General features: G+C 68.6%; 26 protein-coding genes, 1 tRNA gene and 9 pseudogenes. 20 read left to right on the forward strand and 16 right to left on the reverse strand.

The features are described 5' to 3' along the window. Positions 1-8: 8 nt before the first annotated feature. The gene (locus ACFYZB_RS34545) at positions 9-431 is read right to left on the reverse strand and encodes a hypothetical protein (protein WP_388765218.1); all 423 of its coding nucleotides are present in this window, start codon (positions 429-431) and stop codon (positions 9-11) included. Positions 432-517: 86 nt separating this feature from the next. Here ACFYZB_RS34545 and ACFYZB_RS34550 point away from each other — a divergent pair, with 86 nt between their 5' ends. The 3 genes and pseudogenes from ACFYZB_RS34550 (at position 518) to ACFYZB_RS34560 (ending at position 3,293) form a co-directional block, all read left to right on the forward strand. Then, a complete protein-coding gene (locus ACFYZB_RS34550; RefSeq protein ID WP_388765220.1) occupies positions 518-1,186 on the forward strand; it encodes an HAD family hydrolase in 669 nt (222 codons plus the stop codon). 445 nt (positions 1,187-1,631) lie between these two features. Beyond that, a pseudogene (locus ACFYZB_RS34555) lies at positions 1,632-2,717 on the forward strand (Tn3 family transposase); the annotation flags it as partial. 81 nt (positions 2,718-2,798) lie between these two features. Then, positions 2,799-3,293, forward strand: a complete 495-nt coding sequence (locus ACFYZB_RS34560; protein WP_388765370.1) for a hypothetical protein — start codon at positions 2,799-2,801, stop codon at positions 3,291-3,293. On the opposite strand, the gene ACFYZB_RS34565 is transcribed toward ACFYZB_RS34560, so the two are convergent. Beyond that, a complete protein-coding gene (locus ACFYZB_RS34565) occupies positions 3,229-3,858 on the reverse strand; it encodes an LUD domain-containing protein (protein WP_388765222.1) in 630 nt (209 codons plus the stop codon). The two genes, ACFYZB_RS34560 and ACFYZB_RS34565, sit on opposite strands and share 65 nt — an antisense overlap. Positions 3,859-4,008: 150 nt before the next feature. Here ACFYZB_RS34565 and sigJ point away from each other — a divergent pair, with 150 nt between their 5' ends. Genes sigJ through ACFYZB_RS34580 form a run of 3 tightly spaced genes read left to right on the forward strand, consistent with a single transcriptional unit; the run spans position 4,009 to position 6,117 of the window. Then, positions 4,009-4,995, forward strand: coding sequence for an RNA polymerase sigma factor SigJ (sigJ, locus tag ACFYZB_RS34570; RefSeq protein ID WP_388765224.1), 987 nt, complete (start codon positions 4,009-4,011; stop codon positions 4,993-4,995). Continuing rightward, positions 4,965-5,432 carry a nuclear transport factor 2 family protein gene (locus ACFYZB_RS34575; protein WP_388765227.1) on the forward strand — a complete coding sequence of 156 codons (468 nt, stop codon included), beginning with the start codon at positions 4,965-4,967 and terminating at the stop codon, positions 5,430-5,432. The genes sigJ and ACFYZB_RS34575 overlap by 31 nt, the downstream gene beginning before the upstream one ends. Positions 5,433-5,436: 4 nt before the next feature. Further along, entirely contained in the window at positions 5,437-6,117 is a 681-nt protein-coding gene (locus ACFYZB_RS34580; RefSeq protein WP_388765229.1) for a hypothetical protein, read from the forward strand. Positions 6,118-6,163: 46 nt separating this feature from the next. On the opposite strand, the pseudogene ACFYZB_RS34585 reads toward ACFYZB_RS34580, so the two are convergent. Then, a pseudogene (locus tag ACFYZB_RS34585) lies at positions 6,164-6,782 on the reverse strand (transposase); the annotation flags it as partial. Between the two features lie 307 nt (positions 6,783-7,089). On the opposite strand from ACFYZB_RS34585, the gene ACFYZB_RS34590 reads away from it, so the two are divergent. After that, positions 7,090-7,719, forward strand: a complete 630-nt coding sequence (locus ACFYZB_RS34590) for a DinB family protein (RefSeq protein ID WP_388765231.1) — start codon at positions 7,090-7,092, stop codon at positions 7,717-7,719. Between the two features lie 82 nt (positions 7,720-7,801). Further along, positions 7,802-8,638, forward strand: a pseudogene (locus tag ACFYZB_RS34595) (transposase); the annotation flags it as partial. Positions 8,639-8,924: 286 nt separating this feature from the next. On the opposite strand, the gene ACFYZB_RS34600 reads toward ACFYZB_RS34595, so the two are convergent. From ACFYZB_RS34600 to ACFYZB_RS34620, 5 genes and pseudogenes are all read right to left on the reverse strand, one after another. Beyond that, entirely contained in the window at positions 8,925-9,338 is a 414-nt protein-coding gene (locus tag ACFYZB_RS34600; protein ID WP_388765233.1) for a hypothetical protein, read from the reverse strand. Positions 9,339-9,658: 320 nt separating this feature from the next. Next, positions 9,659-9,793 (reverse strand): hypothetical protein, encoded by a 135-nt coding sequence (locus ACFYZB_RS34605; protein ID WP_388765235.1) that lies wholly within the window; start codon positions 9,791-9,793, stop codon positions 9,659-9,661. Positions 9,794-10,032: 239 nt separating this feature from the next. Then, positions 10,033-10,109 (reverse strand) — tRNA-Met (locus ACFYZB_RS34610). A 26-nt stretch (positions 10,110-10,135) separates the two neighbouring features. After that, a pseudogene (locus tag ACFYZB_RS34615) lies at positions 10,136-10,356 on the reverse strand (cold shock domain-containing protein). A 135-nt stretch (positions 10,357-10,491) separates the two neighbouring features. Further along, positions 10,492-11,139 (reverse strand): type III effector protein, encoded by a 648-nt coding sequence (locus tag ACFYZB_RS34620; protein WP_388765237.1) that lies wholly within the window; start codon positions 11,137-11,139, stop codon positions 10,492-10,494. 129 nt (positions 11,140-11,268) lie between these two features. Between ACFYZB_RS34620 and ACFYZB_RS34625 the strand changes: the two genes are divergently transcribed. From ACFYZB_RS34625 to ACFYZB_RS34635, 3 genes and pseudogenes are all read left to right on the forward strand, one after another. After that, positions 11,269-11,700, forward strand: a complete 432-nt coding sequence (locus ACFYZB_RS34625) for an Hsp20/alpha crystallin family protein (protein ID WP_388765239.1) — start codon at positions 11,269-11,271, stop codon at positions 11,698-11,700. A gap of 104 nt (positions 11,701-11,804) precedes the next feature. After that, positions 11,805-12,200 carry a DUF2267 domain-containing protein gene (locus ACFYZB_RS34630; RefSeq protein WP_351216951.1) on the forward strand — a complete coding sequence of 132 codons (396 nt, stop codon included), beginning with the start codon at positions 11,805-11,807 and terminating at the stop codon, positions 12,198-12,200. A 14-nt stretch (positions 12,201-12,214) separates the two neighbouring features. Continuing rightward, positions 12,215-12,622, forward strand: a pseudogene (locus ACFYZB_RS34635) (DUF2267 domain-containing protein); the annotation flags it as partial. Between the two features lie 94 nt (positions 12,623-12,716). On the opposite strand, the gene ACFYZB_RS34640 reads toward ACFYZB_RS34635, so the two are convergent. Next, positions 12,717-13,061 (reverse strand): MerR family transcriptional regulator, encoded by a 345-nt coding sequence (locus ACFYZB_RS34640; protein WP_388765241.1) that lies wholly within the window; start codon positions 13,059-13,061, stop codon positions 12,717-12,719. Between the two features lie 667 nt (positions 13,062-13,728). Between ACFYZB_RS34640 and ACFYZB_RS34645 the strand changes: the two genes are divergently transcribed. The 3 genes from ACFYZB_RS34645 (at position 13,729) to ACFYZB_RS34655 (ending at position 15,426) form a co-directional block, all read left to right on the forward strand. Then, a complete protein-coding gene (locus ACFYZB_RS34645) occupies positions 13,729-14,298 on the forward strand; it encodes an ATP-binding protein (RefSeq protein ID WP_388765372.1) in 570 nt (189 codons plus the stop codon). A gap of 125 nt (positions 14,299-14,423) precedes the next feature. After that, a complete protein-coding gene (locus ACFYZB_RS34650) occupies positions 14,424-14,702 on the forward strand; it encodes a hypothetical protein (protein WP_388765244.1) in 279 nt (92 codons plus the stop codon). 148 nt (positions 14,703-14,850) lie between these two features. Beyond that, positions 14,851-15,426, forward strand: a complete 576-nt coding sequence (locus tag ACFYZB_RS34655) for a hypothetical protein (RefSeq protein WP_388765245.1) — start codon at positions 14,851-14,853, stop codon at positions 15,424-15,426. A 103-nt stretch (positions 15,427-15,529) separates the two neighbouring features. Here the strand turns inward: ACFYZB_RS34655 and ACFYZB_RS34660 are convergent, their stop codons facing one another. From ACFYZB_RS34660 to ACFYZB_RS34675, 4 genes and pseudogenes are all read right to left on the reverse strand, one after another. Further along, positions 15,530-15,817 (reverse strand): integrase core domain-containing protein, encoded by a 288-nt coding sequence (locus tag ACFYZB_RS34660; RefSeq protein ID WP_388765247.1) that lies wholly within the window; start codon positions 15,815-15,817, stop codon positions 15,530-15,532. Beyond that, positions 15,736-15,984 (reverse strand): annotated as a pseudogene (locus tag ACFYZB_RS34665) (DDE-type integrase/transposase/recombinase); the annotation flags it as partial. The gene ACFYZB_RS34660 and the pseudogene ACFYZB_RS34665, both read right to left, overlap by 82 nt. 266 nt (positions 15,985-16,250) lie before the next feature. Continuing rightward, positions 16,251-16,436 (reverse strand): hypothetical protein, encoded by a 186-nt coding sequence (locus ACFYZB_RS34670; RefSeq protein ID WP_388765249.1) that lies wholly within the window; start codon positions 16,434-16,436, stop codon positions 16,251-16,253. Positions 16,437-16,560: 124 nt separating this feature from the next. Beyond that, a complete protein-coding gene (locus tag ACFYZB_RS34675) occupies positions 16,561-17,472 on the reverse strand; it encodes a LysR family transcriptional regulator (protein WP_388765250.1) in 912 nt (303 codons plus the stop codon). A gap of 138 nt (positions 17,473-17,610) precedes the next feature. On the opposite strand from ACFYZB_RS34675, the gene ACFYZB_RS34680 reads away from it, so the two are divergent. From ACFYZB_RS34680 to ACFYZB_RS34705, 6 genes and pseudogenes are all read left to right on the forward strand, one after another. After that, complete coding sequence (locus tag ACFYZB_RS34680) at positions 17,611-18,444, forward strand: inositol monophosphatase family protein (protein ID WP_388765251.1); 834 nt, start codon at positions 17,611-17,613, stop codon at positions 18,442-18,444. 40 nt (positions 18,445-18,484) lie between these two features. Further along, entirely contained in the window at positions 18,485-19,081 is a 597-nt protein-coding gene (locus tag ACFYZB_RS34685; RefSeq protein ID WP_388765253.1) for an NADPH-dependent F420 reductase, read from the forward strand. A gap of 284 nt (positions 19,082-19,365) precedes the next feature. Next, a pseudogene (locus tag ACFYZB_RS34690) lies at positions 19,366-19,510 on the forward strand (IS5/IS1182 family transposase); the annotation flags it as partial. 46 nt (positions 19,511-19,556) lie between these two features. Then, positions 19,557-20,490 (forward strand): annotated as a pseudogene (locus ACFYZB_RS34695) (MerR family transcriptional regulator). Beyond that, positions 20,487-21,062 (forward strand): GNAT family N-acetyltransferase, encoded by a 576-nt coding sequence (locus ACFYZB_RS34700; protein WP_388765255.1) that lies wholly within the window; start codon positions 20,487-20,489, stop codon positions 21,060-21,062. Before ACFYZB_RS34695 ends, ACFYZB_RS34700 begins: the two are co-directional and overlap by 4 nt. Positions 21,063-21,161: 99 nt before the next feature. Further along, positions 21,162-21,418 (forward strand): annotated as a pseudogene (locus ACFYZB_RS34705) (GNAT family N-acetyltransferase); the annotation flags it as partial. 444 nt (positions 21,419-21,862) lie between these two features. Here ACFYZB_RS34705 and ACFYZB_RS34710 read toward each other — a convergent pair. The 3 genes from ACFYZB_RS34710 to ACFYZB_RS34720 form a co-directional block, all read right to left on the reverse strand. Then, on the reverse strand, positions 21,863-22,021 hold the full coding sequence (locus ACFYZB_RS34710; protein ID WP_388765257.1) for a hypothetical protein: 159 nt from the start codon (positions 22,019-22,021) through the stop codon (positions 21,863-21,865). A gap of 218 nt (positions 22,022-22,239) precedes the next feature. Further along, positions 22,240-22,761: a hypothetical protein gene (locus ACFYZB_RS34715; protein WP_388765258.1), complete on the reverse strand. Its 522-nt coding sequence runs from the start codon at positions 22,759-22,761 to the stop codon at positions 22,240-22,242. Between the two features lie 268 nt (positions 22,762-23,029). Beyond that, positions 23,030-23,233, reverse strand: a complete 204-nt coding sequence (locus ACFYZB_RS34720; RefSeq protein ID WP_351217976.1) for a cold-shock protein — start codon at positions 23,231-23,233, stop codon at positions 23,030-23,032. Positions 23,234-23,704 lie beyond the last annotated feature (471 nt).

Below are 23,704 nucleotides of genomic sequence, written 5' to 3' on the forward strand. Positions count from 1 at the left end.
CCCTGGCGTCACTCCTCTCCTGCCGCCGCATCGTCGTCGCCCTGCACATCCTGCAGTTCGCGCAGGGCGCGCACCACGTCATCGGCGTCGCCCCTCAGTACCGTCTCGCGCGCCACACCGTCGGGACCGGTGACACGCACGGAGGTCTCCAGGGGGACCGAGGCGCCACTGGAGCGCGCCTCCCGCCGCGCCCGGATGACCATGAGTACCGCGTCCAGCGCCCCGGGGGCCATCTCCAGCGCGAACCGGAGCAAGTCACCGCCCTGGCGGCCGGGCACGGACGCGTCCGCCACCCGATCCACCCCGCCGGCCACGACCGGAAGGCCCGCCAGGTCCCCCCGGATGTCCTTCAAGGCCCCGCGGGCCGCCTGAACCGACTCGTCCGAAACCACCAGCGAGGAGACCGCTACCTCAACCGACCAGGTGCCCATTGTTCCTCCGCACTCCGCACCGCGACCCCTCCGGTGTCGCCGAAGGCAACGATATTGGCCAACTCACCTCCATGGAGCGGCATTTCATGAGCCCCTCGATAGAACTCGTCATCTTCGACTGCGACGGCGTCCTGGTCGACAGCGAACGCCTCGCGGTACGCGTCGACTCCGCACTGATCACACAACTCGGCTGGGCCCTGACCCCACAGGACATCGCACAGCGCTTCGTCGGCCACTCCAGGCAGTACATGCGCGAACAGATCGAGCAGCACCTCGGCCGCCGACTCCCGGACGACTGGCAGGTCCCGTTCGAGGAGGCCTACTGGGCCCTGGTGGAGGCGGAACTCACCGCTGTCGACGGCGTCAAAGACGTCATCGAGCAGCTCACCATCCCCTACTGCGTCGCCTCCAACGGCAGCCACCACAAAATGACCCGGTCCCTGCGCCGCGCCGGTCTCCTGCACCTGTTCACCGGGCGACTCTTCAGCGCGGACGACGTGACGCGTCCCAAACCCGCACCCGACCTCCACCTCTGGGCAGCAGCCCAGATGGGCGCCGCCCCCGAGCACTGCGTGGTCATTGAAGACAGCCCCTTCGGGCTTCGTGCCGCCCGCGCCGCCGGCATGCGGACCTACGGCTTTACCGGCGGGGTGAACTCCGCCGAGCAACTAGCCGGCCCAGGGACCACCCTTTTCCACGCAATGCGTGAACTACCCGACCTGCTCGGAGCAGAAGCCACCGCCAAGTCCTGCTGATGAGTGCCTGGACCCGAGCGCAGGATGGCCGGCGAGCTGCCGTCGCCTGCGCCACCTGAGGCAGTGACCGACCTTGAGGCCGGAGGGCAGTCGCCCGGACGTGCGGGAGTTCCGTTCGTCCAACCACGCGCACCGGCCAGTGGTCGAGGCCCTGGCGTTGGTGGCCCGGTATGCGGGGGCGGGCAACACGACGTACTACCCGCTGGGCGAGACGGTGCCGGTGCACAAGGCGCTGGGCGGGTACTGGGCGGAGGTTGTCCACCGTACCGACAAGCGGGGCCGGCGTCGGATGGTACGCATGGTCTACGAGGTCGTCGGTGCCGACAAGTGGCGCAACCCGGATGAGGACCTGCCGCAGGACTTCGCCGAGCGGCGCGAGGAGAACTACCGCGAGCTGCGCAAGCCCCTGGATGCCGCCGTGTTCGTCGACGAGCTGCGCGAGCAGATGACCACCGAGCTGACGCTGCTTAACGACCGGCTACCCAAGCTGGGCCGGCTGGACATCGCCGAGCGGAATTCCGGGGCGATCCGGCTCACCCCGCCCGAGGCCCAGCCCGAGCCGCGCAACCTGCGACGGATCAAGAACGAGGTACAGCGCCGGTGGGACGTTGTGCCGCTCATCGACATGCTGAAAGAGCCCGTGCTGCGTACCGGGTGCCTGGACGCGTTCACCTCCGTCTCCGGTGGCGGCAGCCTTCCGGCGGAGGTCCTGGCCGAGCGCCTGCTTCTGGTGATCTACGCCTACGGCACGAACACCGGAATCAAGGCCGTCGCCTCCGGCGGCCACGGTCACACCGAGGACGAACCGTGCTACGTCCGGCATCGCTACCTCTCGGCGGAGGCCGCCCGCACCATCGCCGTGAACATCGCGAACGCCGCCCTCGCCGCCCGTAGCACCGAGTTGTGGGGCCAGGGCTCGACCGCGGTCGCCTCCGACTCCACCCATGTGCGCGCCTACGACCAGAACCTGTTCACCGAGTGGCACTCACGCTACGGCGGCCTCGGGGTACTCATCTACTGGCACGTGGAGAAGTAGTCCCCGGCCGTCCACTCCCGCTGACCAACTGCACCGCCTCCGAGGTCGCCGCGATGGTCAAAGGGCGCGATGCGGCATGGCACCACCATGGACGTCGAGGCCAACTACACCGATTCGCATGGCCAGTCGGAGATCGGTTTCGGCATCACGCGGCTGCTGAACTTCGACCTTCTGCCCAGGATCAAGCGGATCAACAAGGTGAAGCGGTACCGGCCGGTGGCCGGCGAGGCGGACGCCTACCCGCAGCTGCCCCCGGCGCTGACCCGCCCGATCCGCTGGGAACTCATCGCCCAGCAGTACGACCAGATGATCAAGTACGCCACCGCGATCCGTACGCGGACCGCCTCCGCCGAGGCGATCCTGCGCCGCTTCACCCGCAACGCCTCCCACCCCAAGCGTGGCATCGGCTTCACCTCGCTCCACGAGACCCTCGACACCACTACCCCGGGCGGATGGCTGGTCTTCCACGTCTTCGCCGCCCTCGCGGAGTTCATCCGCGAGCTCATCGTCCAGGGCACCAACGAGGATCTGGACGCGGCCCGCGCCCGCGGCGCCCGCCTCGGCCGCCCGCCGGCCATGACCGAAGAGCAGATCCGTCACGCCCGATACCTGCTCACTCGCCCGGAGAACACCGTCACCTCGATCGGCCGGCTCCTCGGCGTCAGCCGCAACACCATCTACAAGTACGTGCCCGAGCTGAAGGGCAACCGAGTCGCTATCACCAAGACAACCATGGCCGCCGCGTTGCCTCACCCTGGGCGGCCTGCCGACCGACCAGCGCGATCGGCCCCGTTTGGGGCTGGTGGCACGTTCGTCAACGGCACCCCTACGGGAGTTCCTCGGGCGGGTGACAGCGGCCACGCACCGGCTCTGCTGAGCCGCTGCCCGTCCAACCGGTCGTTCGCAGCGTCGGTCGGTCGCCGACCTGCGGCGTCAGGGCCGGCGTCCACCGCAAGCCTACTGACGCCGAATATCGTCAGGACAGTGCCCAAACGAACATGGTCTTTCAGAACCCGATGGCTTCGCGGAGCAGCAGCACGGTGCCGCGGCCGGGGTCGGGTTCGGCGTTGAGGATGAGAATCCGGTTGAGGGCGCTGGGCACGCCGTAGGCCTTCTGGGCGCGTTCGTTCTCCAGAGGCAGGCAGTGCTCCTCGACCCGGCGCAGTGCGGTGGACAGGTCCGGCACCAGTTTCTGGGCTCCGACGACCCAGATCGCGCGGGCGGCGGCTCCGCCGTAGCCGGGCAGTTGGCTTCCACTGGCCGAGCCGGCCACCAGGGAGCCGGTCTCGGTGACTGCGGCGACGCTGCCCACGATGAAGTCGGGGACCGACAGGGCCCGCCAGATCTCGTTCCTCTGGGTGGCCCGGTCCATCTGCCGTCCTCGGGCCTTGACGGAGTCGTACCGACCACTGGTGTTGATGTCGTCGTCGATGCCGGAGATGCGAAGCGTCTCGCTGGCCCCGGTGAACACGCTCGCGCCCTCGGGAATGAGTTCCTCGACACGGGCCCTCGCGGCGGCAGCGTCGTCGAGGATCTCGACGACGAAGCCGTGTTCCGTCAGCGCTGCGGCCGCCCGTTCCAGACGCTGCGCCGGCGCGGGGGAGGCGAACTGCGCGGCCTTGATGGAAGTGGTCATGGTTCCTCCTGCTCGTGATGTGCTTGTCTCCCACCAACTCCGACAATGCGCCGTGCCCGAATGTGAGGCGGCGCGTTGACCTCACATCCCGGCGTTCTGTCTTGTCGGACTTGTGAGGGCGGAAGTTCGACCGAAGGAGCGTTGGGCACCATGACCATCCGATCCGGACTGAACGCCACTGATGTAGGGCGGGGACGACGCGACCCGGACCTGGACGCGGTCATGAGCGAGCGGCGCCAGTTGATCAACCTCACCTATCGGCTTCTGGGCTCCCTGGCCGAGGCCGAGGACGCCGTCCAGGAGACCTACGCCCGCTGGTACGCCATGCCGGCGCAGCAGCGGGACGCCATCGACTCGCCCGGGGCCTGGCTGACGACGGTCGCCAGCCGCATCTGCCTGAACCTGCTCGGCTCGGCACGGGCCCGACGGGAGACGTACGTGGGCCAGTGGATCCCTGAGCCGCTGCCCGAGCCCGCCGAGTGGGCGGACCTGCGTCCTGCCGCCATCGTCGGGTCCACGGCGACTACCGCCGACCCCGCCGATCGGGTCACGCTGGACGAGTCGGTCGGGATGGCTTTCCTGGTCGTGCTCGAGTCGATGACCCCCGCCGAGCGCGTCGCGTTCATCCTGCACGACGTGTTCCGCTACCCCTTCGGCGAGGTCGCCGAGATCACCGGCCGCAGTCCGGCGGCCTGCCGCCAGCTGGCCTCCTCGGCCCGCCGCCGCATCGGCGCGGCACGGACACCCGCGACCCCGGCGAGCCAACAAGCCGCGCTCGTCAGAGACTTCAAGAGGGCCTGGGAGGCCAAGGACATCGGCGCCATCGTCGGGCTGCTCGATCCGGACGCCACCGCGATCGCCGACAGCGGCGGTCTGGCCGTGTCCTTCCTGGACCCGATCGAAGGCGCCGAGCAGGTGGCACGCGCCTGGATCGAGATCGCCAACCGGGCGCAAGGCGCCATGACGTTCCTGGAACGCACGGTCAACGGCCAGCCCGGTCTCGTGGCCGAGCAGGACGGCGTCGTCGTGACGGTGTTCGCGTTCGACGTGGCCGACGACCGGATCAGGCACATCTGGGTGGTGCGAAACCCGGAGAAACTCCGTCAGTGGACGACAGACCGGTGCCCTGCCAGCTGACCATTCCGAAGGAGAAGCGATATGGACACCACTGTGATGCGCTGCCAAGAGGCCATACGAAGAAGTCGGCCGACGCGCTGGCCGCGCTGTATGCCGAGGACGCGGTCCATGAGGCCCCCTTCACCGTTCCCGGGTTCCCTCCCAGGTTCAAGGGCCGCGAGGCCATCCGGGCCGCATACGGCGCGATGTGGAATGCCAGCCCGGTCGTGATCGACAGCGTGGATACCACGGCGCTGCACCGGACCTCTGACGAGGAGGTGGTCGTGGTGGAGCAGCGCACCCGCGGACATGTGGGGCCGGAGGAGCCTGCCTTCGGCGTGACGAGCCTGCTGGGGCGAGTATTCGGTCGTGATCAAGGGGTGGTCTTGGTGAGCCAAAATGGGTGGCTCACGACGCCCCTCGCGGGGCTGGGGTGTCGGTGGCATCGGGTTGGATGAGCACGTGACTGTCTATGACGTAGCCCGCCAGCTCCCCACCATCGCCGACCTGCGGGACCTGTGCCGTTCGCTGGCGATGCTCGATGCGATCCTGAGCCCGGACTGGGAAGGCCGGTACTACTCCTTCGATGCCGGTTGGGCCGACAGCGAGGAGGTAGCCTCGATGCGCAACGGGTCGGGGGACGAGTACTCGATCGTGTTCTCGGCGGCCGGGGCCTATGTGCGCGGCTTTGACCACGAATCGCCGATGAGCCCCTTTGCCAACGACGGCGAGCCCTGGCCAGGAGTGGTCGACGAGGTCCCCGAGCTCTTCCGGTCCTTCGTCGAGGAGCCGGCGTTCACCGATCAGGAGGGTGTGCCCGTCGTGACGGCGTGCTTGTGGCGGGGAACGACGGACGAGCGGTGGCACCACGGGACGATCGACTTCCCTGCGGGCTCTGTCGATCCTGACGGGGCGACGAGCCTGTTCGCCCTCCTGACCGACCGTTCTCCGGAAGCGTTCCAGCGTTTCGCCGAGGACTACTACGAAGTCTCGATCAACCTGGGGGCGACGAGCCAGGTCTATGCGCTGCAGCCGCTGAACCAGGAACTCGTATCGTTGCTGAATCCTGAGGTCAGCCTGGCGGACCTGGCCCAGGACATCTCCGAGATCGGTTATCCGCAGCTTGACGAGCAGCCGACCTGAACGCTGTCCCCGAGATGTTCGGAACTGGTTCCAACATGACTGGCGTGATCAGGCGCTCGACGGTGTTCCGCTCCTTGTAGAGCTCGGCGTCGTGGCTGACGGGCCGACCGCCCGTGGAGCCTCTCTTCTTCCGCGAGCTCCGAGCATGCTTGGGACCCCGTCGCCCTTCAGGGCGCGGAGCGATCCTTCGAGTAGGCCCGGACCATCGAGTCCTGTGGATAAGACGAGGTCGGCTCCGCGCCCACCATCGGACATCCAGACCTACAAGACCCGCCCACGGCTGCCTCCTCGGCGGCCTTCTCCAGGTCGGCAAGCGTGTCGGAGTCGAGGTGCATCCCAGCGGCGTCGTGGTGGGCCCGGACGGTGGTGGAATCCACGCTGACCAGCGACAAGCCCACCTCACCCCGCTTCTCGGCTTCCGTAATCCCGCCCTCCAGCAGGGCCTCGAACACCCCGGCATCCCTCCACTGCCGGAAGCGGTTGTGGACAGTCGACCAGGCGCCGAACTCCTGCGGCATCTCCCGCCACTGGCCTCCCGTCCGAAACCGCCAGATCACGCCCTCGAACTGCCGGCGCAGCCGCTCGGGGTGCGGGCCGTGTTCACCGATCGGCAGGTACGGCTCAATGAACTCCCACTCGGCGTCCGCCAGTTGTAGGCGCATCACACAACATGATCTGCCGGATCAGGCACGACCGCGAGGGCGAAACCCGCAAACTCATCACAACCCGACACCCGCCCTAGGAGCGTGGGTCAGTACCAAGCAAGCGGACGGGTAGTCGGGGTCGGCGGGGATCGGAGCATTCGAGACCGTCAACTACGGCATCCGCTTGACGAGCGGAGCGTTGGGGAGCCGACTCGGCATCCGGAAGACGCTGTTAATCGCGGGCACCGGCGGCGCCCCGTCGGTACTGTGGCTGCCGCCCTCGCCGATACCCGCAATCCGATCACTCGCGAGGGTAAGGGGAGGAGCGATGAGCCGTCAGGTCACGTCACCCGCACGCCTGAAGACACTGCTGGACCAGTTCGACTTCGGCTGCGAGCGCCTGCTCGGCCGGATCAGCGGGCCGGTGGTGGACAGTGGCAACGGAGTCGAGGTTGAGGCCACCCCGATGACCGACGCGGAGTACCTCTGGGAGCCGGTGCCCGATTGCTGGTCGGTCCGCCGCCACGTGGACGGGCCTGGAGCACGCGCCACAATGCTGGTGGGGGCGGGTGACTGGGGCCGGGACTCGGCGGCCTCGCCGCACCCCGTGCCGCCGCCCTTCACCACTATCGCCTGGCGACTGACCCACCTCAGCGAGATGCTGGCCGTCCGCGCCGACCACGCCAACGGCACCCACACCCTCACCAAGGACGACTTCCGTGTCAGCCCTGACGCCGCCGGGGCGATCGCGAGCTTCTCAGCCGCCGCCGCAGCCTGGCGCGAGGCCCTGCTCGCCGCCGACGATGCCGTGCTCGACAAGATCGGCCACTGCACATACCCGCACGGCAGCGACCCGGAGGAGCCATTCATCGACATCATCTGGTGGGTGAACCAGGAACTCCTGCACCACGGAGCCGAGATCGCCCTGCTGCGCGACCTCTACCGGTACCAGCCGTAGGAGCGCTTCCCAGCAGCCGCAATCCGTGTGCGGCCTATGATCATTCGTGCGGGATGATCACGGAATGCGTGATGAGAATCGGCTGTTCGAGGCTGAGCCGGTCGAACCGAAACGGCCACAAGCACGTCCGGCGGCGGCGGGCAAGCGGTTCCGGCGTTCGACCCGCACCAGGTCCTGCTGCCACCGCCGTCGCTGGGCGACTGGCTGCCCGAGGATCACCCGGCCCGGTTCGTCGCCGACATGGTCGACCAGGCGCTCGACCTGTGGCCGATCCTGGCCAACTACGCCGATAAGCGCGGGTTCCCGCCGTACGACCCGCGCCTGATGGTGCGCCTGCTGATCTACGGCTACACCACCGGCGTCCACTCGTCCCGGGCGATCGATCGCAAATGCGTGGACGACGTCACCTTCGGTTCCTGGCCGCCGACCAGGCCCCCCCCTTCCGCTCGATGGCCCGGATCCGCCGCCGCCACCTGGACGCGCTCGCCGGCCTGTTCCTTCAGTCCCTGCACCTCGCGCAGAAACTCGGCGTGGTCAAGATGAGCCGCGTCGCCCTGGACGGCACGAAGCTGAAAGCCAACACCTCCAAGCTCGACCGGCGCGAGAAGCGCTTCGCGCGGTTGCAGGCCGCCCGAGCCCAGATCGAGGCCGAGACCGCCGGGAAGGCCCGCCCCCACGCCGAGGAGAAAGAACGCCGCCGCCGGGTCCGTTCGGGCGGCAGCGACAAGCAGGCCGTCACCGACGTCGGCGAGCAGGCGCCACCAAGGCCCTCCCGAATCCGAAGGCCAAGGCCAACTTCACCGACCCCACCTCACGGATCATGAAGAACGGCGACGGCGCCTACATCCAGGCCTACGACGCCCAAGCCGTCGTCGACGAGGCCCACCACGTGATCACCGCCGCCACGATCGCTTCCAACCCCCACAGCAGCCCTCGACGCGATAGCTTCGCCCACGGCTCTGCAACCTTGCGCGTGCCCTGACGCCATGCATGACCACAGCTGGTGCGTCGGTAGCGGCGGATCGTCACGGCGAGGGTGGTCGGACGCCAGCCCACCGGCTCGAGCGCCGGCCGCCGGAACTCAGGTGGGTGCGGTTCCTTTCGAGTGACGGCCGCGATCAAGTGGTGAGGTCATAGTTCCGCTGGTGAGTGCGTCGGGCGTCATGCCGAGAAACCATGCAGCGGGAAACCGGGCCGCGTCGGGATTAGGAGCGCTCCTCGGTGCCATCCTTGCGCTGGACCACGCCGTGGCTGTCGACGGTCATGCAATTCCCCACTCCATGCGACTTGAGCGTGAATTCGTGAGTGTCCACAAACGACACGCCAAAGCCGACGAAGCCGCACACAGCCAAGCCCTGAGCGCCCTCGCCGTCGCCTTCTGCGACCCCCGCCAGGCCGACGACGAAATCGACCTCGCCCACCAGCTCCTCGCCAGCCTCGACCTGCGCGCCACCACGATCAACGCGGCCATCGCCGCCCTGATCCGCGACGCCGGCACTCCCGCGCTCGACGACCGCATTCACACCCTGCGCACCGAGCTCGACATCGCCGGCCTCACCTCCATGACCCCCACCCTCGAACTCGCCGCGGCGTTCCACCAGGCCGTTCTCGACGACCACGAAGCACTCGCCGCCGCCCTCTCCCGGCTGCGCGAACAGACCCGGAACGGTGACTACGCCTACTACATCGACATCGCCTTCTTCATGGCCGGCCTCCCCTCCCTCCCGACCACACGGCGCCACAGTGGCTGGATGGGGAACGGGCCACCCGCACCCGATGGCGCACGCTGGCCACCGCCCGCCGGCACCGCCTCCACGACAGCCAGTAGCAGCAGAAGGGAACGGCATCCCCCGTGCCGCGTCCCAACCGTCCGACCTGCACATATACAGCTGCGGCCGGCAAACACACGAGGTGTTCGCGGGCCGCAGCCATAGAGAGATCAGCCGGCGTTCGGGTTCCGCCCGATCAGCTGGGTGAGCAGCTCAACGATCTGCACCTGGTTTCGATCGATCTTCTCGGTGAGGCCGCGAACCTCCCCGGCGAGGTCATCCACTTTCGCGTCCAGGTTGCCCACCTTCTGATCAAGGTTGCCCACCTGCAGGCGCAGTGCCGTGAGATCGCTCTTGACGATCCCGAACTCCCGATCCGTCCGCGCCGCCGTATGGCGGCGGCCTCAGGCACGCGGATCTCCTGCCAGATCATGAGATGGGATGGTCCTCAGTGGCCCTGCACGATATCGCGGGCACGGCACCCTGTGCTCTTACCTGCCTGGGGGCGACGTAGAAGGGGCCCGCGTTTGCGGGCCCCTTCTTCTGGTAGCGGGGACAGGATTTGAACCTGCGACCTCTGGGTTATGAGCCCAGCGAGCTACCGAGCTGCTCCACCCCGCGTCGGTGATGCCACTCTACACGGTGGATCATGCGGGCTCGGGTCGGACGTCAGCCGCAGCGGACGATGTTGTGGGGGCCCTCTGCCCCTGGGCAATGTCGAAGGTAGCCGTCTCGCCCTCGAAACCAGTTCCCGGTATCCGTTGCCCATGATGTTGGCGTAGTGCGCGAAGACGTCCGGTCCACCGTCCTGGGCGATGAAACCGAAGCCCTTCTCGGCGTTGAACCACTTCATGGTGCCGCTGGTCATACTGCCATTTCGTTCTTCCCGTAGTCGCAGCCAGCCGGTATCCGTCGCCCGTGCCGTGCCCGGACATCCTGACAGCGCCTCCCGGCAGCAGATCCGTCTCGGCGCCGGCAGCTGTACCGGTCAGGGAGCACCGACTCAGTCGGAGGCGGCGGAGGTGGTGTCGGTGAGGGCGTCGAGCCTGGCGGCGAGAGCTGGGTGGACGTGTGTCAGGTGGGGGCGAGTGGCGTTCAGGGGGCGGACGAGGGCAGCGGGATCGTCCTGGGCGAGGGCCGCGTCGAGCTGGCTGACGGGGCCGCGGGCGGCGGCGGGGAGTTCGGTGAGGGCGGTGATCTGACCGGCGATGCTGCGCAGGTCGGCGGCGTTGCGGCGGGCCCAGGCGGCAAGGGCGCGGTCGGCGGCGCGGCGTTCGCGGGTGGCCTGGACGCGTTGTTCGCCGGTGGTTCCTGCGGGGCCGGGCCGGCCGCGCAGGTAGCGGCGTTCGGCGGCCTGGCGGCTGGCGACGCCGAGCGGGTGGGCGAGGTCGGCCCAGCTGGCTCCCGCGTCGCGGGCGGTTTCGATCAGGCCGGTCTCCCATCCGGCGAGCTGCTCGCGAACCTGCCGCAGCAGCAGCAGCGAGGCCAGGGCCTGCTCCGGGTCGGGGCCGGTATCAGGGGCGTCGGAGGTCTCTTGCCGGGCAGCGTGCAGAGCGTCGTCTATGGCCTGCAAGGCCGCGGCGGCGGCGAGGAACGAGGCCGGGCTGCGGCCGCCGGTGCTGGAAGAGGCCGGGTGGTCGGCTGCTGCCATGGGCACCTCCTTCAAGCGCGTCGTCTGTTCGGTGACATCGCGTTTGTCATCCATTGGATGACATGTTACAACGGTTTCAGTGAGGCGCATTGGCAGCAACTGCCCGAACCCTTCTGGAGGTGTTTCACGATGTTGATGCGCACCGATCCCTTCCGTGAACTCGACCGGCTGGCTCAGCAGCTGATGGGTCCGGGCACCTGGTCGCGGCCGTCCGCGATGGCGATGGACGCCTACCGCGAGGGTGACGAGTACGTGGTGGCCTTCGACCTCCCCGGCGTCAGCCCGGACGCGATCGACATCGACGTCGAGCGGAACATGCTGACCGTCAAGGCCGAGCGCCGGCCCGTGGCGAAGGGCGACGACGTGCAGATGGAACTGTCGGAACGGCCCCTGGGCGTCTTCTCCCGCCAGATAGTGCTCGCCGACACCCTCGACACCGAGCACATCAAGGCGGACTACGACGCCGGGGTGCTCACCCTGCGCATCCCGATCGCCGAGCGTGCCAAGCCCCGCAAGATCTCCATCGGCGTCGGATCCGGCCGCAAGGAGATCTCCGGCTGACCGCTGGCGACAGGGGCCGATCAGCAGCGAAGGGCGGGCATCTCCCCCTCACCCGCCCTCCGCACCCACCAGAGCACAGAAGCCGAAGAAGGGCGGCGGCCGACGTGACCCTGCGAATCGAAGCGTTCCTCGACCAGATCAAGGAACGCGGCGAGTACGAAAGTGAGCAGGAAGCAGAACGCGCGGCCCGCGTGGTCCTCGCCCTGCTCGGCGCACACCTGGTCGGCGAGGTCCGCGCCCAGCTGGCGGCGCGCCTGCCGGAGGGCTTCGCCCTGATCCTGCTCAATCCGTTGCAAAGCGCCGACCCGCTGCCGCCGGAGCGTTTCGTGCGGGCGACGGCGGCCTGGATCGAGGGGGCCACCGAGCAGACCGCAGCCTGGGACGTCAGCGCCGTCCTCAGTACGGTCGCCGACGCTGCCGGTGACGACCTCCTCAAGCAGATCCTGCTTCAGCTTCCTGCTGGCTACGACCTGCTCTTCGGCCGACCCCAGCCCACCTGATCACCCCACTGTCGATGTCGACACATCCGTGCGGGCACCGGCACCCCAGCGAGAGAAAGGCAACCACCGCAGTCTACGAAGGCGCCTACCCCACCCGGGAACAGGCCGAGGAAGCCGTGCGTCTCGTCCTTGCGGGACTCGGACGCCATCTGACCGGCGAGGAACGCGTCGGACTGGCCGCCCGCCTGCCCCTTCAAGCCGCACGCATCCTCACCGAACATATCCCCGACACCCAGCCGCTGACCGGCTGGGCCTTCGTCAAAGACCTCGCTACCCGCAGCAGCGCCAGCCTGGCCACCACCCGCTGGGACACCGGCTCCGTCCTCGCCGCCGTGGCCGCCTGGGCCGGCCCCGAACTGCTCGCCCGCATCCTGCGCCAGCTCCCCTCCGGCTACGCGCTGTTGTTCGGCCGCGCCAAACTCGCGAGGCAGCCTGAACGCGCGCCTCGAAGCCTTGATGCCGGTCGGCTTCCCTTGCCGGCGGTCGGTGTTGTCCGCCTGCCGGCCGGCGTTGTGATCAGGTCGTGGTCTTCGGCTGTGACTCGCCGCCGTGAGCGCGCAGTTGCTCGTTGATGCGCCGGGCTTCTTCGAGCTGGTCTTCGAGGATGACGATGCGGCAGGCGGCCTCTATGGCCGTGCCCTGGTCGACGAGTTCGCGGGCGCGGGCGGCGATGCGCAACTGATAGCGGGAATAGCGGCGGTGCCCGCCTTCGGAGCGCAGCGGGGTGATCAGGCGGTGTTCGCCCAGGGTGCGGAGGAAGGCGGGGGTGGTGCCGAGCATCTCGGCGGCCCGGCCCATCGTGTAGGCGGGGTAGTCGTCGTCATCGAGATTGTCGACGGGACGGGAACTGGCAGGGGGCATAGACCTCTTCTTTCAGGGGACGCGTCGGGGGGCCCGGGGGCCCCGCCAGGGGCCCCGGCCCCCCCCGGTCAACACCCACAAACCGCCACCTGTGCCGGCCTTCTTTGTCCGCAGGTTCCGCGTGGGAGGGCGGGGCTGCGGGGATCGCGATGCGTGACCGGGGACCACCTTCCAATCCGGGGCCTGCGGTACCCGGGCGGACTTCTTCCTCGCCCGGGCGATCCTGATGGCGCTCTGCTCCTTACCTTCGGTTACTTGGTTGTACTGCTGGATACGCGGGTACTGCTCGCGACCCCTGGGGGCCGCGTCCTGCTTGACCTGTACGCACAGCAGTTCGTGTCTGCCGTGCCCTCATCGACTTCCGGGGTACGGCACAACGGTACTCCCATGAGGGGTCGATGTCTACTGTGGCCACGACAGGTTTTCTTGCAGGGACATGCATGGAGTTCTACTCCAAATACACCCGGAAGAGTGCTGTTCTGGGTTGCACCCCCGCCTGGCGGGCACACGCTGAGCCTGGCGGCACAACCGATCCGGGGCGAGGTGGCAGCCACCGACACCGAGGCGACACGCACGCACGCCCCCAGGGTCCCTGTGGTCGTGGAAGGCGACAGCCCCGCCGGTATCTGCTCACGCTCGTCACGTCGCCCGCGGCTTCGTCGAGGGACTGGACCCGGCAGCGGCGGCCGGGACGGTGGAAACCCTCGCTCTCGTGGTCTCCGAACTCAGCACCGATGCCCTGCGCCACGGCGGCGGCCGATACACCCTCGAACTCACCTTCACTGCCGAGGCAGTGAACGCCGCCGTCAGCGACCTCAATCCAGCACCTTCGCGGGAACGTGCCCCCGACCTCGACGGTCGCGCCGGCGGGTTCGGCTGGCCCATGGTCCGCCGCCTCACCAGCAAGGTGACCATCGCCCCCCGGCCCGGCCAGGGCAAGGCCCGCCACGTCCGCCTCCCACGGCGACCCAGGCGCAAGGAAACTCCCACCCCGCAGACTCCTCCGGTTACCCAGGGAAGGGCCTCACCTGCGCGGTCAAGATTCAAGGATGACAGCAGGCTGACGACAACGGCCCCTGTCGCCGGGCGGGGATCACCTGGCCGACCGAAGCTCACGCCGGGCGGTCAGTGCACGCCGCGGCAGATCGGATCGGCGCAGCCGCCCACTTCAAAGGAACCGGCGGCGCGTCCTGCCACTTCGCCCGCCGGGCCTGCTTCGCGTCCAAGAGGTCGTTGAACTCGGCGAGAGAATCCGTGAATCCGTGCTCCAGCCAGGGAACCGCCGTTCGGCCACGGGCCTGCCGCGTCGCGCAGGCACCGTCATCGCTCCTCACCGCAGATATCCAGCCTATTCCGGACGGTGTGCTGCGGCACGGCCAGATCCCGGCCACGCGATCAAGCGCCGTGAAGGCACGCGTGAACTGTGTGAGCTGCGGCATTGCCAGCGAAAACAGCAGCGCCCACGATGAGGCGGACGACGGGCGTCATGGAAAGCAGCTCCTCATGGGTGATCATGTGCATGTGCGGCTCAGCCAGGGGCTGAGCGTGTCGGAAGACGGGGAACTGGTCGAATACTCGCGCTGCCGGTGCGGTGCAACCTTCACCAAGGTGTTCGACGCCGACGGCGGGGAGCCGGAGTAACGGGCCACTCCTGACTCGCGCCCCTCACGATCAAGAGCCCGCGCCCTCCGAGAGCCCACCACTGCCTACTGTCCACATGGCATATGCGGTGTGACATCTGGAAACTCGGGGACTGGCATCCTTTGAAGACGCGCGGAGGGAGCTCGCTATGAGCCAGGTGAAGGCGAGTTCATCGGATCTTCCTCAGCCCTTGCGGGCCGTCGGCTCGGGGCTTCGCCGCTTGCCCGGAACCGAGCAGGTGAGCAAGGCCGCCGGCGGTGCACTGGACTGGATCGGAGCCATCTCTCCCCGCGGCCGCCGAATGGCGGTCTACACCGGAGCCGGGGTGCTCGCCATCACCGGGGTGGTGGAATGGCCCCTGGCTCTGACCGGGGCGGCCGTCGCCTGGCTGACCCAGCCACGCCCCGGACTGCAGGAGGCGGCTCAAGACGACAGAGCCCCAGACCCGCACGGCGACATCGCAGCAGACGGCAGGCCGCCTGCTGCGGTCGGCCCCGGCCCTATCCCCTCGGAATCCACTGACACGGAGCGCTACGGTCCCGGCGACAAGCTGGCGCCCTCTCATTTCCACCACGAGTTCCCCGGACGCCACGCGCACGAGCAACCCGCCAAGGTCGGTGACCCGGCCACGACATCGGCGCTCAAGCAGGTCGCGCAAGCCTCAGCGCACCACACCGAACCGGAGACACCCAGCGAGCGGCACCCAGGTAGCCAGATCGTCTGAAAGGACTGCATCTGAACCCGGCACCCCGAGCCAGATGCTGGGCGGGGACACGCCCACGATCACAGACCAGGCAGCCTGAAGCGCTCCGGGATCGGTGGAGGCTCTATGCGTTGACTCCAGCCGCCGGTCGGGGCTGGTGTTGAGCATAGTGGTTGGTCTCGTGTTCGCGGGGCGGTATGTCCCCGATGGCGGTATGGAGGCGCTGGTTGTTGAACCAGTCGACCCATTCCGCGGTGCCGAGCTCGACGTCGGCCAGGCCGTGCCGGGCTTTCGGGGCTTGATCAGCTCCGGCAGGTGGGCGGTGAACGCGAAAGACGTGTATTGACTGCCCGCGTCCGAGTGATGAACGAGCCCGGGACCTGCGGGAATGCCAGCCCGGTCGCGGCGCCACAGCGCCTTGTCCAGGGCGTCGAGGACGAGCTTGGCCCGCGTGCTGGTGGCGGCCGACCAGCCGACGATCGCCCTGGAGAACACGTCCACGACGAAGGCGACGTAGACGATGCCGGACCGGGTGGCGACATAGCTGAAGTCGGCGACGCACCGCCGTTCGGACGGGATGCGGTGAAGTCGCGTCTGAGCAGGTCAGAGGCCCGCTCATGGCCATCGTCGCGGATGGTGGTGCGGATCTTCTTCCCGCGTCGGACACCCTCAAGACCAAGGTCAGGCGTCAACCGGGCGACCGTGCTCCGCGTCGCGGACCGACCGCGGGCTGGGGGTACGGTTCTTGGCCGCGTAGGTGCTCGTCGCGATCTTCAGTCCGTGGCTGGTCAGGACTCGGCAGATCGGCTCGACTCCGAACGCCTGCCGGTGGGCGTCGATGAACGCTACGAGCGCTTCGACGGCCGGTCGCGCTCGCCCGCGAAGAAAGCCGGGGCCGCCTTGAGGATCTCATTCGCCCGGCGCAGCTCGGCGTTCTCGGCCCACAGCCGCTTGATCTCCGCGGCCTCCTCCGAGGTCACACCGGGACGCCGGCCGGTGTCGACCTCGGCCTCACGGCCCCACGTCCGCACCGTCTCAGCGGCACCGATGCCCAGCTTCGCAGCGACCGCCTTCCTCGCGGCCCACTCAGTTGGGGAATAGGGAGATCACGGCCACGATGAGCAGCCAGCCGCACCCGGCGACGACTAGAGATCTTTAAGTGTGTGGGTTACGTCGGGGCGCCAACGCGGTCCGCGCCAGATCGCGTAGCCAGACGTGTGCAGGGTCGGTGTCATAGCGCTGATGCCATGACAGGTACACCGCGGCCGGCGGCAGTTCGAACGGCAGTGGGAGCAGGGTCAGACCGAGAACCGTGGCCGCTGAACGCGCCGTCGATTCGGGGGCTGTGACGAGGAGGTCGGAGCCGCGCACGAACTCGAACGCGGCTCCTTCGGTGGGCGCGGTCGCCACTACCCGTCGGGTGAGGCCGAGCCGCGCGAGAGCGTCGTCGAGGGCGTTGCCGAGCCTTCCGCGCCGCGAGACGGTGATGTGCTCGGCCGCGGCGTACCGCGCGGCGGTGACAGCCTTGACTCCGGTGAGCGGGTGCCCTCGCCGCACGACGATGACGTGCTGGGACTCAGCCACCCGATCGGCGCGAATGTCCGGTGCGGTCGGGGGGTTCGCGTTCGCCTCCAGGTCGACCTCGCCGCGACGCAGCTCGGGGGTGTCGATGCTCGATTCCGCGATGAAACGCAAACGCACGCCCGGCGCCTGCTCGCATACGGCCGCGAGAAGCGCGGGGCCGCTGAGGGCGACGAGTGAATCGTGCCAGCGGAGTGTGAAGGTGCGCTCGAGGGTCGCGAGGTCCAGTTCGCGGCTCGGTGCCAGCACGCCCTGGACTTGCTGCAGCAGCTCGTGCACCTGTTCCCGGACGGCGATCGCGTACGGCGTCGGCGTCATCGTGCGCCCGGTACGCACCAGGATCTGATCCCCCGTCGTGCGCCGGATCCGGCCGAGGCTTCGACTCATCGCGGGGGCGGTGACGTGCAGGCGCTCAGCAGCTCCGGCCACGCTGCCTTCCTCCAGGAGCGCATCGAGCGCGGCGAGCAGGTTCAAATCCAATTGCATGAAACTCATCCTAGACGTGCTTTACATGCACTTGCAGTTAATGATGGGCCTTCCTAGCCTTCGAGATGCGGGCGCGAAAAGAGACACGGTTTTCGCCTGGTCCGCCTCATCACCCCTTCTCAGATGGGAGCACCCGCCATGCCCGAGTCGAATCAGACCACCGGACTTGCTGCAACCGCCGGCTCCGCGTCCGACGCCGACCTGCTCGCGCAGACCGTGATCGCCGTGCGCGCGGCGGGTTCGGCGCTGCGGGAGGGGTTCGGCGAGGTGGCCCGTTACCAGACCCGCGAAGAGCTGATGCGCGCGCTCGCCACCAACGACGACGCGGCCCTCAACGTCCTGCGCCCCCGCCTCACCCTCCTGCGCCCGGAGGCCGGCCTGGTGGAGGACGAGCTCGCGGGCGGGGCCCTGCCCCCCGGCGAATGGTGGGTCCTGGATCCGGCCGAAGGCAACGTCAACCTCCTGCACGCCCTGCCGGAGTGGGCGGTGACCGCCACTCTCGTGCGCGACAACCAGCCGTTGCTCACCGCAGTTCACCTGCCGTTGACCGGTGAAACCTACACCGCACTCGCCGGCGCCGGCGCCCACCTCGACGGCCGCCCGCTGCACGTCTCCCAGACCACGGACCTCGGCCTGAGCATCGTGGCCACCAGCCAAGCCAGGCCGGACGAGAACGAGAAGGTCGTGCGGCGCATCGGCTCCTCGATCACCGCGATGCTCTTCGATGCGCTCGTGGTGCGGACATCCGTGCCCGCCACCCTGCACCTGCTGAACGTGGCCGCCGGCCGGATCGACGCCTTCTGGCAGTTCGCCGGGGCCCGCGCGGACCTGCTTCCCGGGGCGCTGCTCGTCGCCGAGGCCGGCGGGCAGATATCCGACGCCGAGGGCCGTCCCTGGACACCGGAGAGCGAGAGCTTCCTGGCCGCCGGGCCCGGCGTGCACACCGCAGCCGTCACCACGCTCTCCCGCTGACTCCCACGAGAACCACAAGCACCGGAAGGACCACATCAGCATGACCATGATCGCCGTCCTCGGAAACGGCCGCGTCGGCGGCAGCCTTGCCGCAGCCCTCACCCGGGCCAGACATGAGGTGAGGGTGGCGGACCGCGCGCCGGGCGCCGCCGCCGACGCCGCCCGGACAGCGCGGGTCGTCATCAACGCCACCCCGGGCGCCGGCTCGCTGGAGCGGCTCGTCACGCTGCGCGAGGAACTGCGCGGCAAGATCCTCGTCGATGTCTCCAACGCCACCGTCGACGGACCGGACGGACTGCCAGCTGACCTGCTGTACCCCGGCTCCAGCCTCGCGGAGCAACTCCAGGAAGCGCTCCCCGACACGCGTGTCGTCAAGACACTCAACACGATGCTGTTCACGGTGATGACCGCGCCCGCCGCACTTGCCCAGCCGCCGACCGCCTTCCTCTCCGGCGAGGACTCGCAGGCCAAGCAGGTCGTCCGTGGACTGCTCGCGGACCTGGGCTGGCACCAGGATTGGATCACGGACCTCGGTGGGATCGAGACTGCGCGGGCTGCTGAGGCCGCGATCCTGTTTGTGCCGCACGTGATCCGATCCAGCGGATTCGCGCCCTTCGCAATCTCGATCGCCCGCTGAGTGGTCGTAGGCGATCAGGGATCGTTTGATCTTGGCGTCGGTGGTCCAGTGGTGCCAGACGCCGGCAGGGAGAGCGACGAGTCGTTGTCCTGTGCGGGCCCTGTGCGGGCGAAGACCTCAACCGGGGCTCTGCCGCGGTGCGGTTCGAAGCTGAGCCGGCCCTTGAGGGTGTTCCGAGCTGTGGGTTGCCATGCTCGTCCAAGGCGTCGGCTTGACCGTCGCGCACTGCGAAGGAAAGTTCACGCCCGACGCACAGCGACAGCCATGCGTGCCCTGGCTCCCGCCCCACCGCAGGCCAGGTGGGCGACGCACCGGCCTTCGAGGCCATCATGGCCGACACCCCGCGCTCCGCGGAGCGGACGTGGCAGACCGAGGACCCGCCCGGACGCCGTCCTGACGGATCGTGCGTATTCCTCCCGTGCGATCCAGAACAAGGACTTGACCCTCCCGCTGGGGGAGACATGAAAGTGGGGTCATGGACGGCGGCACCTTCACTCGATCGGCGAACTGGCTCGGCGCACCGGGCTGACGGTGAAGACGATCCGGTTCTCTTCCGACCGCGGCATCGTGACGCCGGCCGATCACACCCCCGCCGGATACCGCCGCTACGCCCGGACGCCGTCGCTCGCCCGGCCCTGGTCCGCACACTGCGTGAGCGCGGCCTCGGCCTCGACGTGCTCCGGCGTGTCACGAACCAGGAACTTACGCTCGGCCAAGTCGCCGCCGAGCATGCCGCCGCCCTGAACGTTCAGATCAGCATCCTGCGTCCGCGACAAGCGGTGCTGACCGCCGCGGCCAAACGCGAGCCCACCTTCGAGGAGATGGAGCGCATGCACCAGCTCGCCACGCTGTCCGAAGCCGAGACGCCGCTTGATCGGCGAATTCCTCGACATCGTCTTCGACGGCCGTCACGCCGTGTCCGGCCGTGCCGCCGTACGGCGTTCCATGACTCCCGATCTGTCCGACAGCTCCACACAGGAACAGGTCGAGGCGTGGGTGGAGCCGGCGGAGCTGTCCCTGGACCCCGGTTTCGTGACGCGATGCCAAGCCTGGTCGACGACCACGTGGCCGATCTGCCTGACGGCTCCGGCGCGCCACCACGCCCGGACGTCGTCGCCGTCGCCCGCGAACACGTGGCAGTGGCCGTGAGATCCGGAATCAGCCCCAGCTCGCCGCAGGCCGATCCCGTGGTCGCGACGCTGACCGCGGGGTGCGCGCTCGCGGTCGGCCGCCCCGACGACGCCCAGCTGCACGGCTGGCTGTTGCACCGGCCGGAAGCCGCTAACGACCTGCGTAAACACCGGTACTTCGACCTGCTCGCGGTGATCAACGGCTGGCCTGCCCCCGAACCACTGGCGCCAGTGATCGACTGGCCCGTCCAAGCCCTGAGCGCGCGAGCGGCCCGATGACGCAGCCGACGAACATGATCGCTGCCCTGCTGGAGACGGACGCCGCACAGTCGTCGGCCGCTCTCCTGTTGCGTCCCTGGCGGGCGGCGGACACGGCCGACCTGGTCGAGCTGCACCGGGATGACTCCCTGCGCCGCCGCACGAGTTCCGGCATCGACGACGAGGTCGGCGCGGCACGGTGGGTGCGCGAGCAACAACGAGGGTGGGAGACCGGTGACCGCTTCGCATTCGCCGTCGTAGAGCCCGAAGCCGCCGGTGGCGAGGGGCGATTGGTGGGCCACATCGTCCTCAAGGGCGTTGCCCGGGAAGCCCCGACCGCCGAGGTCGGCTACTGGACCGCGGCCTGCGCGCGCGGTCGGGGAGTCGCTTCCCGCGCGCTGCGGACACTCACCGACTGGGCCTTCACCACCTTCGCCCGTGACGGATTGACACGCCTGGAACTCCTGCACCAAGTGGACAACACGGCGTCATGCCGTGTCGCGCACAAGTGCCGGCACATACTGACCGAGCCCCTGCCCGCGGCACCGCCCGCATATCCCCTCAACGGTTACCTTCATGCGCGCAACCTTTGAGCAGCGGGCAGGCCGGCAGGGCCGAGCTCCAGCCCACGGGCGAGCGACAGGTTGCCCGCCACGACTGAGCCTGGAACCGTCGCATGACCGCCTGCCCCGATCAGGACCGAGCGGCTCGTGCTCCGCGAGTCCGAGGCCCTGGACCGCGGCGTTCATCGAGCTGTTCGCATCGGCAGAGGTGGGCACGTACCTCGGTGGCCCTCGACCCGTGATGAGCCCGAAGGCGCTTCGAGCTCAACCGCCGGGACGCGGAGCACCGGAGTCAAGTCCGTCCGGATGCGGGGGCCGAGCTCGGCTACCTGTTCCTGCCGGAGGCATGGGGACGCGGGTACGCCGCCGAGGCGTGCGTGGCAGCGACCTCCGGCAGCGAAAGCTCCTGCACCACAACCCTGCGCAAGCCGTTGCCGCGATCCTGCGCGCCACACCGCGGTGGTATGGCGATGCGGCGATCGAGCCGCGATCCTCGCCGCTGCCCTCACACCCGGTTAGCCGTCCGCCGCAGCAGTGAGCTCAGCCAAGTGAGCCTGCCTTGAGGCGACGGTAGGAGCCGGCCCACAAGGTACGTGACGGAACGCCGGAAAGATCACCGATGCTGGTTGGGCCCTGTGGAGCGGGCCCACACCATGACGTGCGGGCGTCAGCGCCCGGCACGGCCCGACCGGCCCGGGGCGCAGGGGGTCGGCTCGTCAGTGTGCCGTGGTGACGGTGAAGCGAACGTCCGCGCAGTCGCTGAGGACATCAACGAGCGCGGCCTGATCCGCGGCATCGATGCTCAGACTCCAGCGGGTCTTGTCCGCCACTCAGCCGGTGGCATACGTGCAGCGGTAGCCGACGGCCGGCGGCAGCCACGTGGACGGGTCCTGGTCGGCCTTGGACCGGTTGGAGGCGCCCGAGACCGCGATCAGCGCCCGGTCCTCACCCAGGTCGTTGGACCACCGTGTCCGCCAGGACCTGGCCATGGGCGCGGCGCACGTAGCCGCGTTGCGCCCTGGCACCGGAGTGAGTCGCGGCGGTGGCGGCTCCAGCGGGATGGATCTTCAGGTCGCGTCGGCGCGCCGCAATCAGCCCCTGCCACAGCGGCCCGCACCAAGATCATCTCGTGAGCCCGAACAACATGACAACCTCATTGAGAAGGGTCATCGGAATCTGTGGCTGCCAACCCGGCGAACTGTGCCGATCAGCGATCCCACCAGGCGGGCAACTCCGGGACGTCCAGCAAGAATCCACAACGCCGACCGGGCAACACACCGATCGTCGATTCAGCGCTGTGGAGACGCTGGAAGTCGTGGGCGCTTTCCCTGTTCCGCTCGGTGAACCGAAAAGCCTTGCTCGCCGTGCGTGTGCATCCGTTGCTGGGATCCGTCCAGGCCACCTCGAGGCGCACCGTCCAGTGACCCGGCCCCCGCGGATTCTTGGCAAACGAGGTGCGCGCCGCGACGACCTTCCCCTGCACTGCCGGGCCGGAGCGCCGCAGCCGTCGCAGGTGCCGGTAGTGCGCAAAGCGCAGCAGCCTGGTCCAGCTGATGACAGCGGCAGCAGCTCCGCCGATGCCCACCAGCGGGATCGCCGTGTCCACGGTGGCCGGATCACCAGACAGCGGCCTTGCGAGGACGGCGGCAGCCATCGCGCCAAGAACAAACCCGACGAACGGCGTGATGATCGCTCCCATCACCAGAAGCGCGATCCGGACGTTCCGCATGAGAGGCGATCTTAGACCGTGGCCGGCATGGTGAGTTTGACGGGTCGTTTGTAGCAGTAGAAGGCTGCGGCAGGCCCGAGAAACGCCAGGGAGTTACGGAGGCACACCCGCCACGGGGTGGATTCATGGTGCGGACCGAGCGGTAACTGGCAGTGGCCCCAAGAAGGCCGCCCCGTCGGAGGACCGGAAACCTTTGGCGGGGCGGGCAGGACCGAAGAAGCCCCAGCCGAGATGCACGCACCGGCTGGGGCTTCTCTTGTGTATGGCGTTACAGGGGGCGGATGTTCTCCGCCTGCGGGCCCTTCTGGCCCTGCGTAACGTCGAACTCGACCTTCTGACCCTCGCGAAGCTCGCGGTAGCCCTGGGTGGCGATGTTCGAGTAGTGGGCGAAGACGTCCGGGCCGCCACCGTCCTGCTCGATGAAGCCGAAGCCCTTTTCCGCGTTGAACCACTTCACAGTGCCCTGAGCCATGTGACTGTCTCCTTCGAGGGACTCGTATAGGGACCCGCACCGTGCGGGATCCGGAGGTGATCGCCCTGGTCCGGAGAGGCGTTGAACAGCAAAAACGCCCGCGATGGCGATCACGGGCGAACGGGACTTCGGAACCACGACTGCTGATTACGACGCTACACCGATTGGTGGCGCTCGGCCACAAAGAACCACGGACGGCAACGTGAGTCGTGGGGCGACCGGCCGCCGCTGACAGCCGTCTCCCGAGTGCTCATCGGCTGCAACTGAGGCAGTCTGAGGCCATGGCTGAGCGTCGCGCGATCGTGTTCCCGCCCGCCGAGGGAGGCGGCCGGCGCGTCTAGGTCGACAGCGAGACGCTGGGCACCGCATACAGCCTGCACGATCTCGCGGTGTTCCTGGAGCGGGCCGGCCTGGAAGGGCTGGACGTCGTAGACGTGGTGAGCTCGCCGCTGATCGAGTGGCACGGTGGCG

The sequence above is a fragment of the Streptomyces sp. NPDC001852 genome (genome assembly GCF_042891825.1).
Taxonomy (GTDB): Bacteria; Actinomycetota; Actinomycetes; order Streptomycetales; family Streptomycetaceae; genus Streptomyces.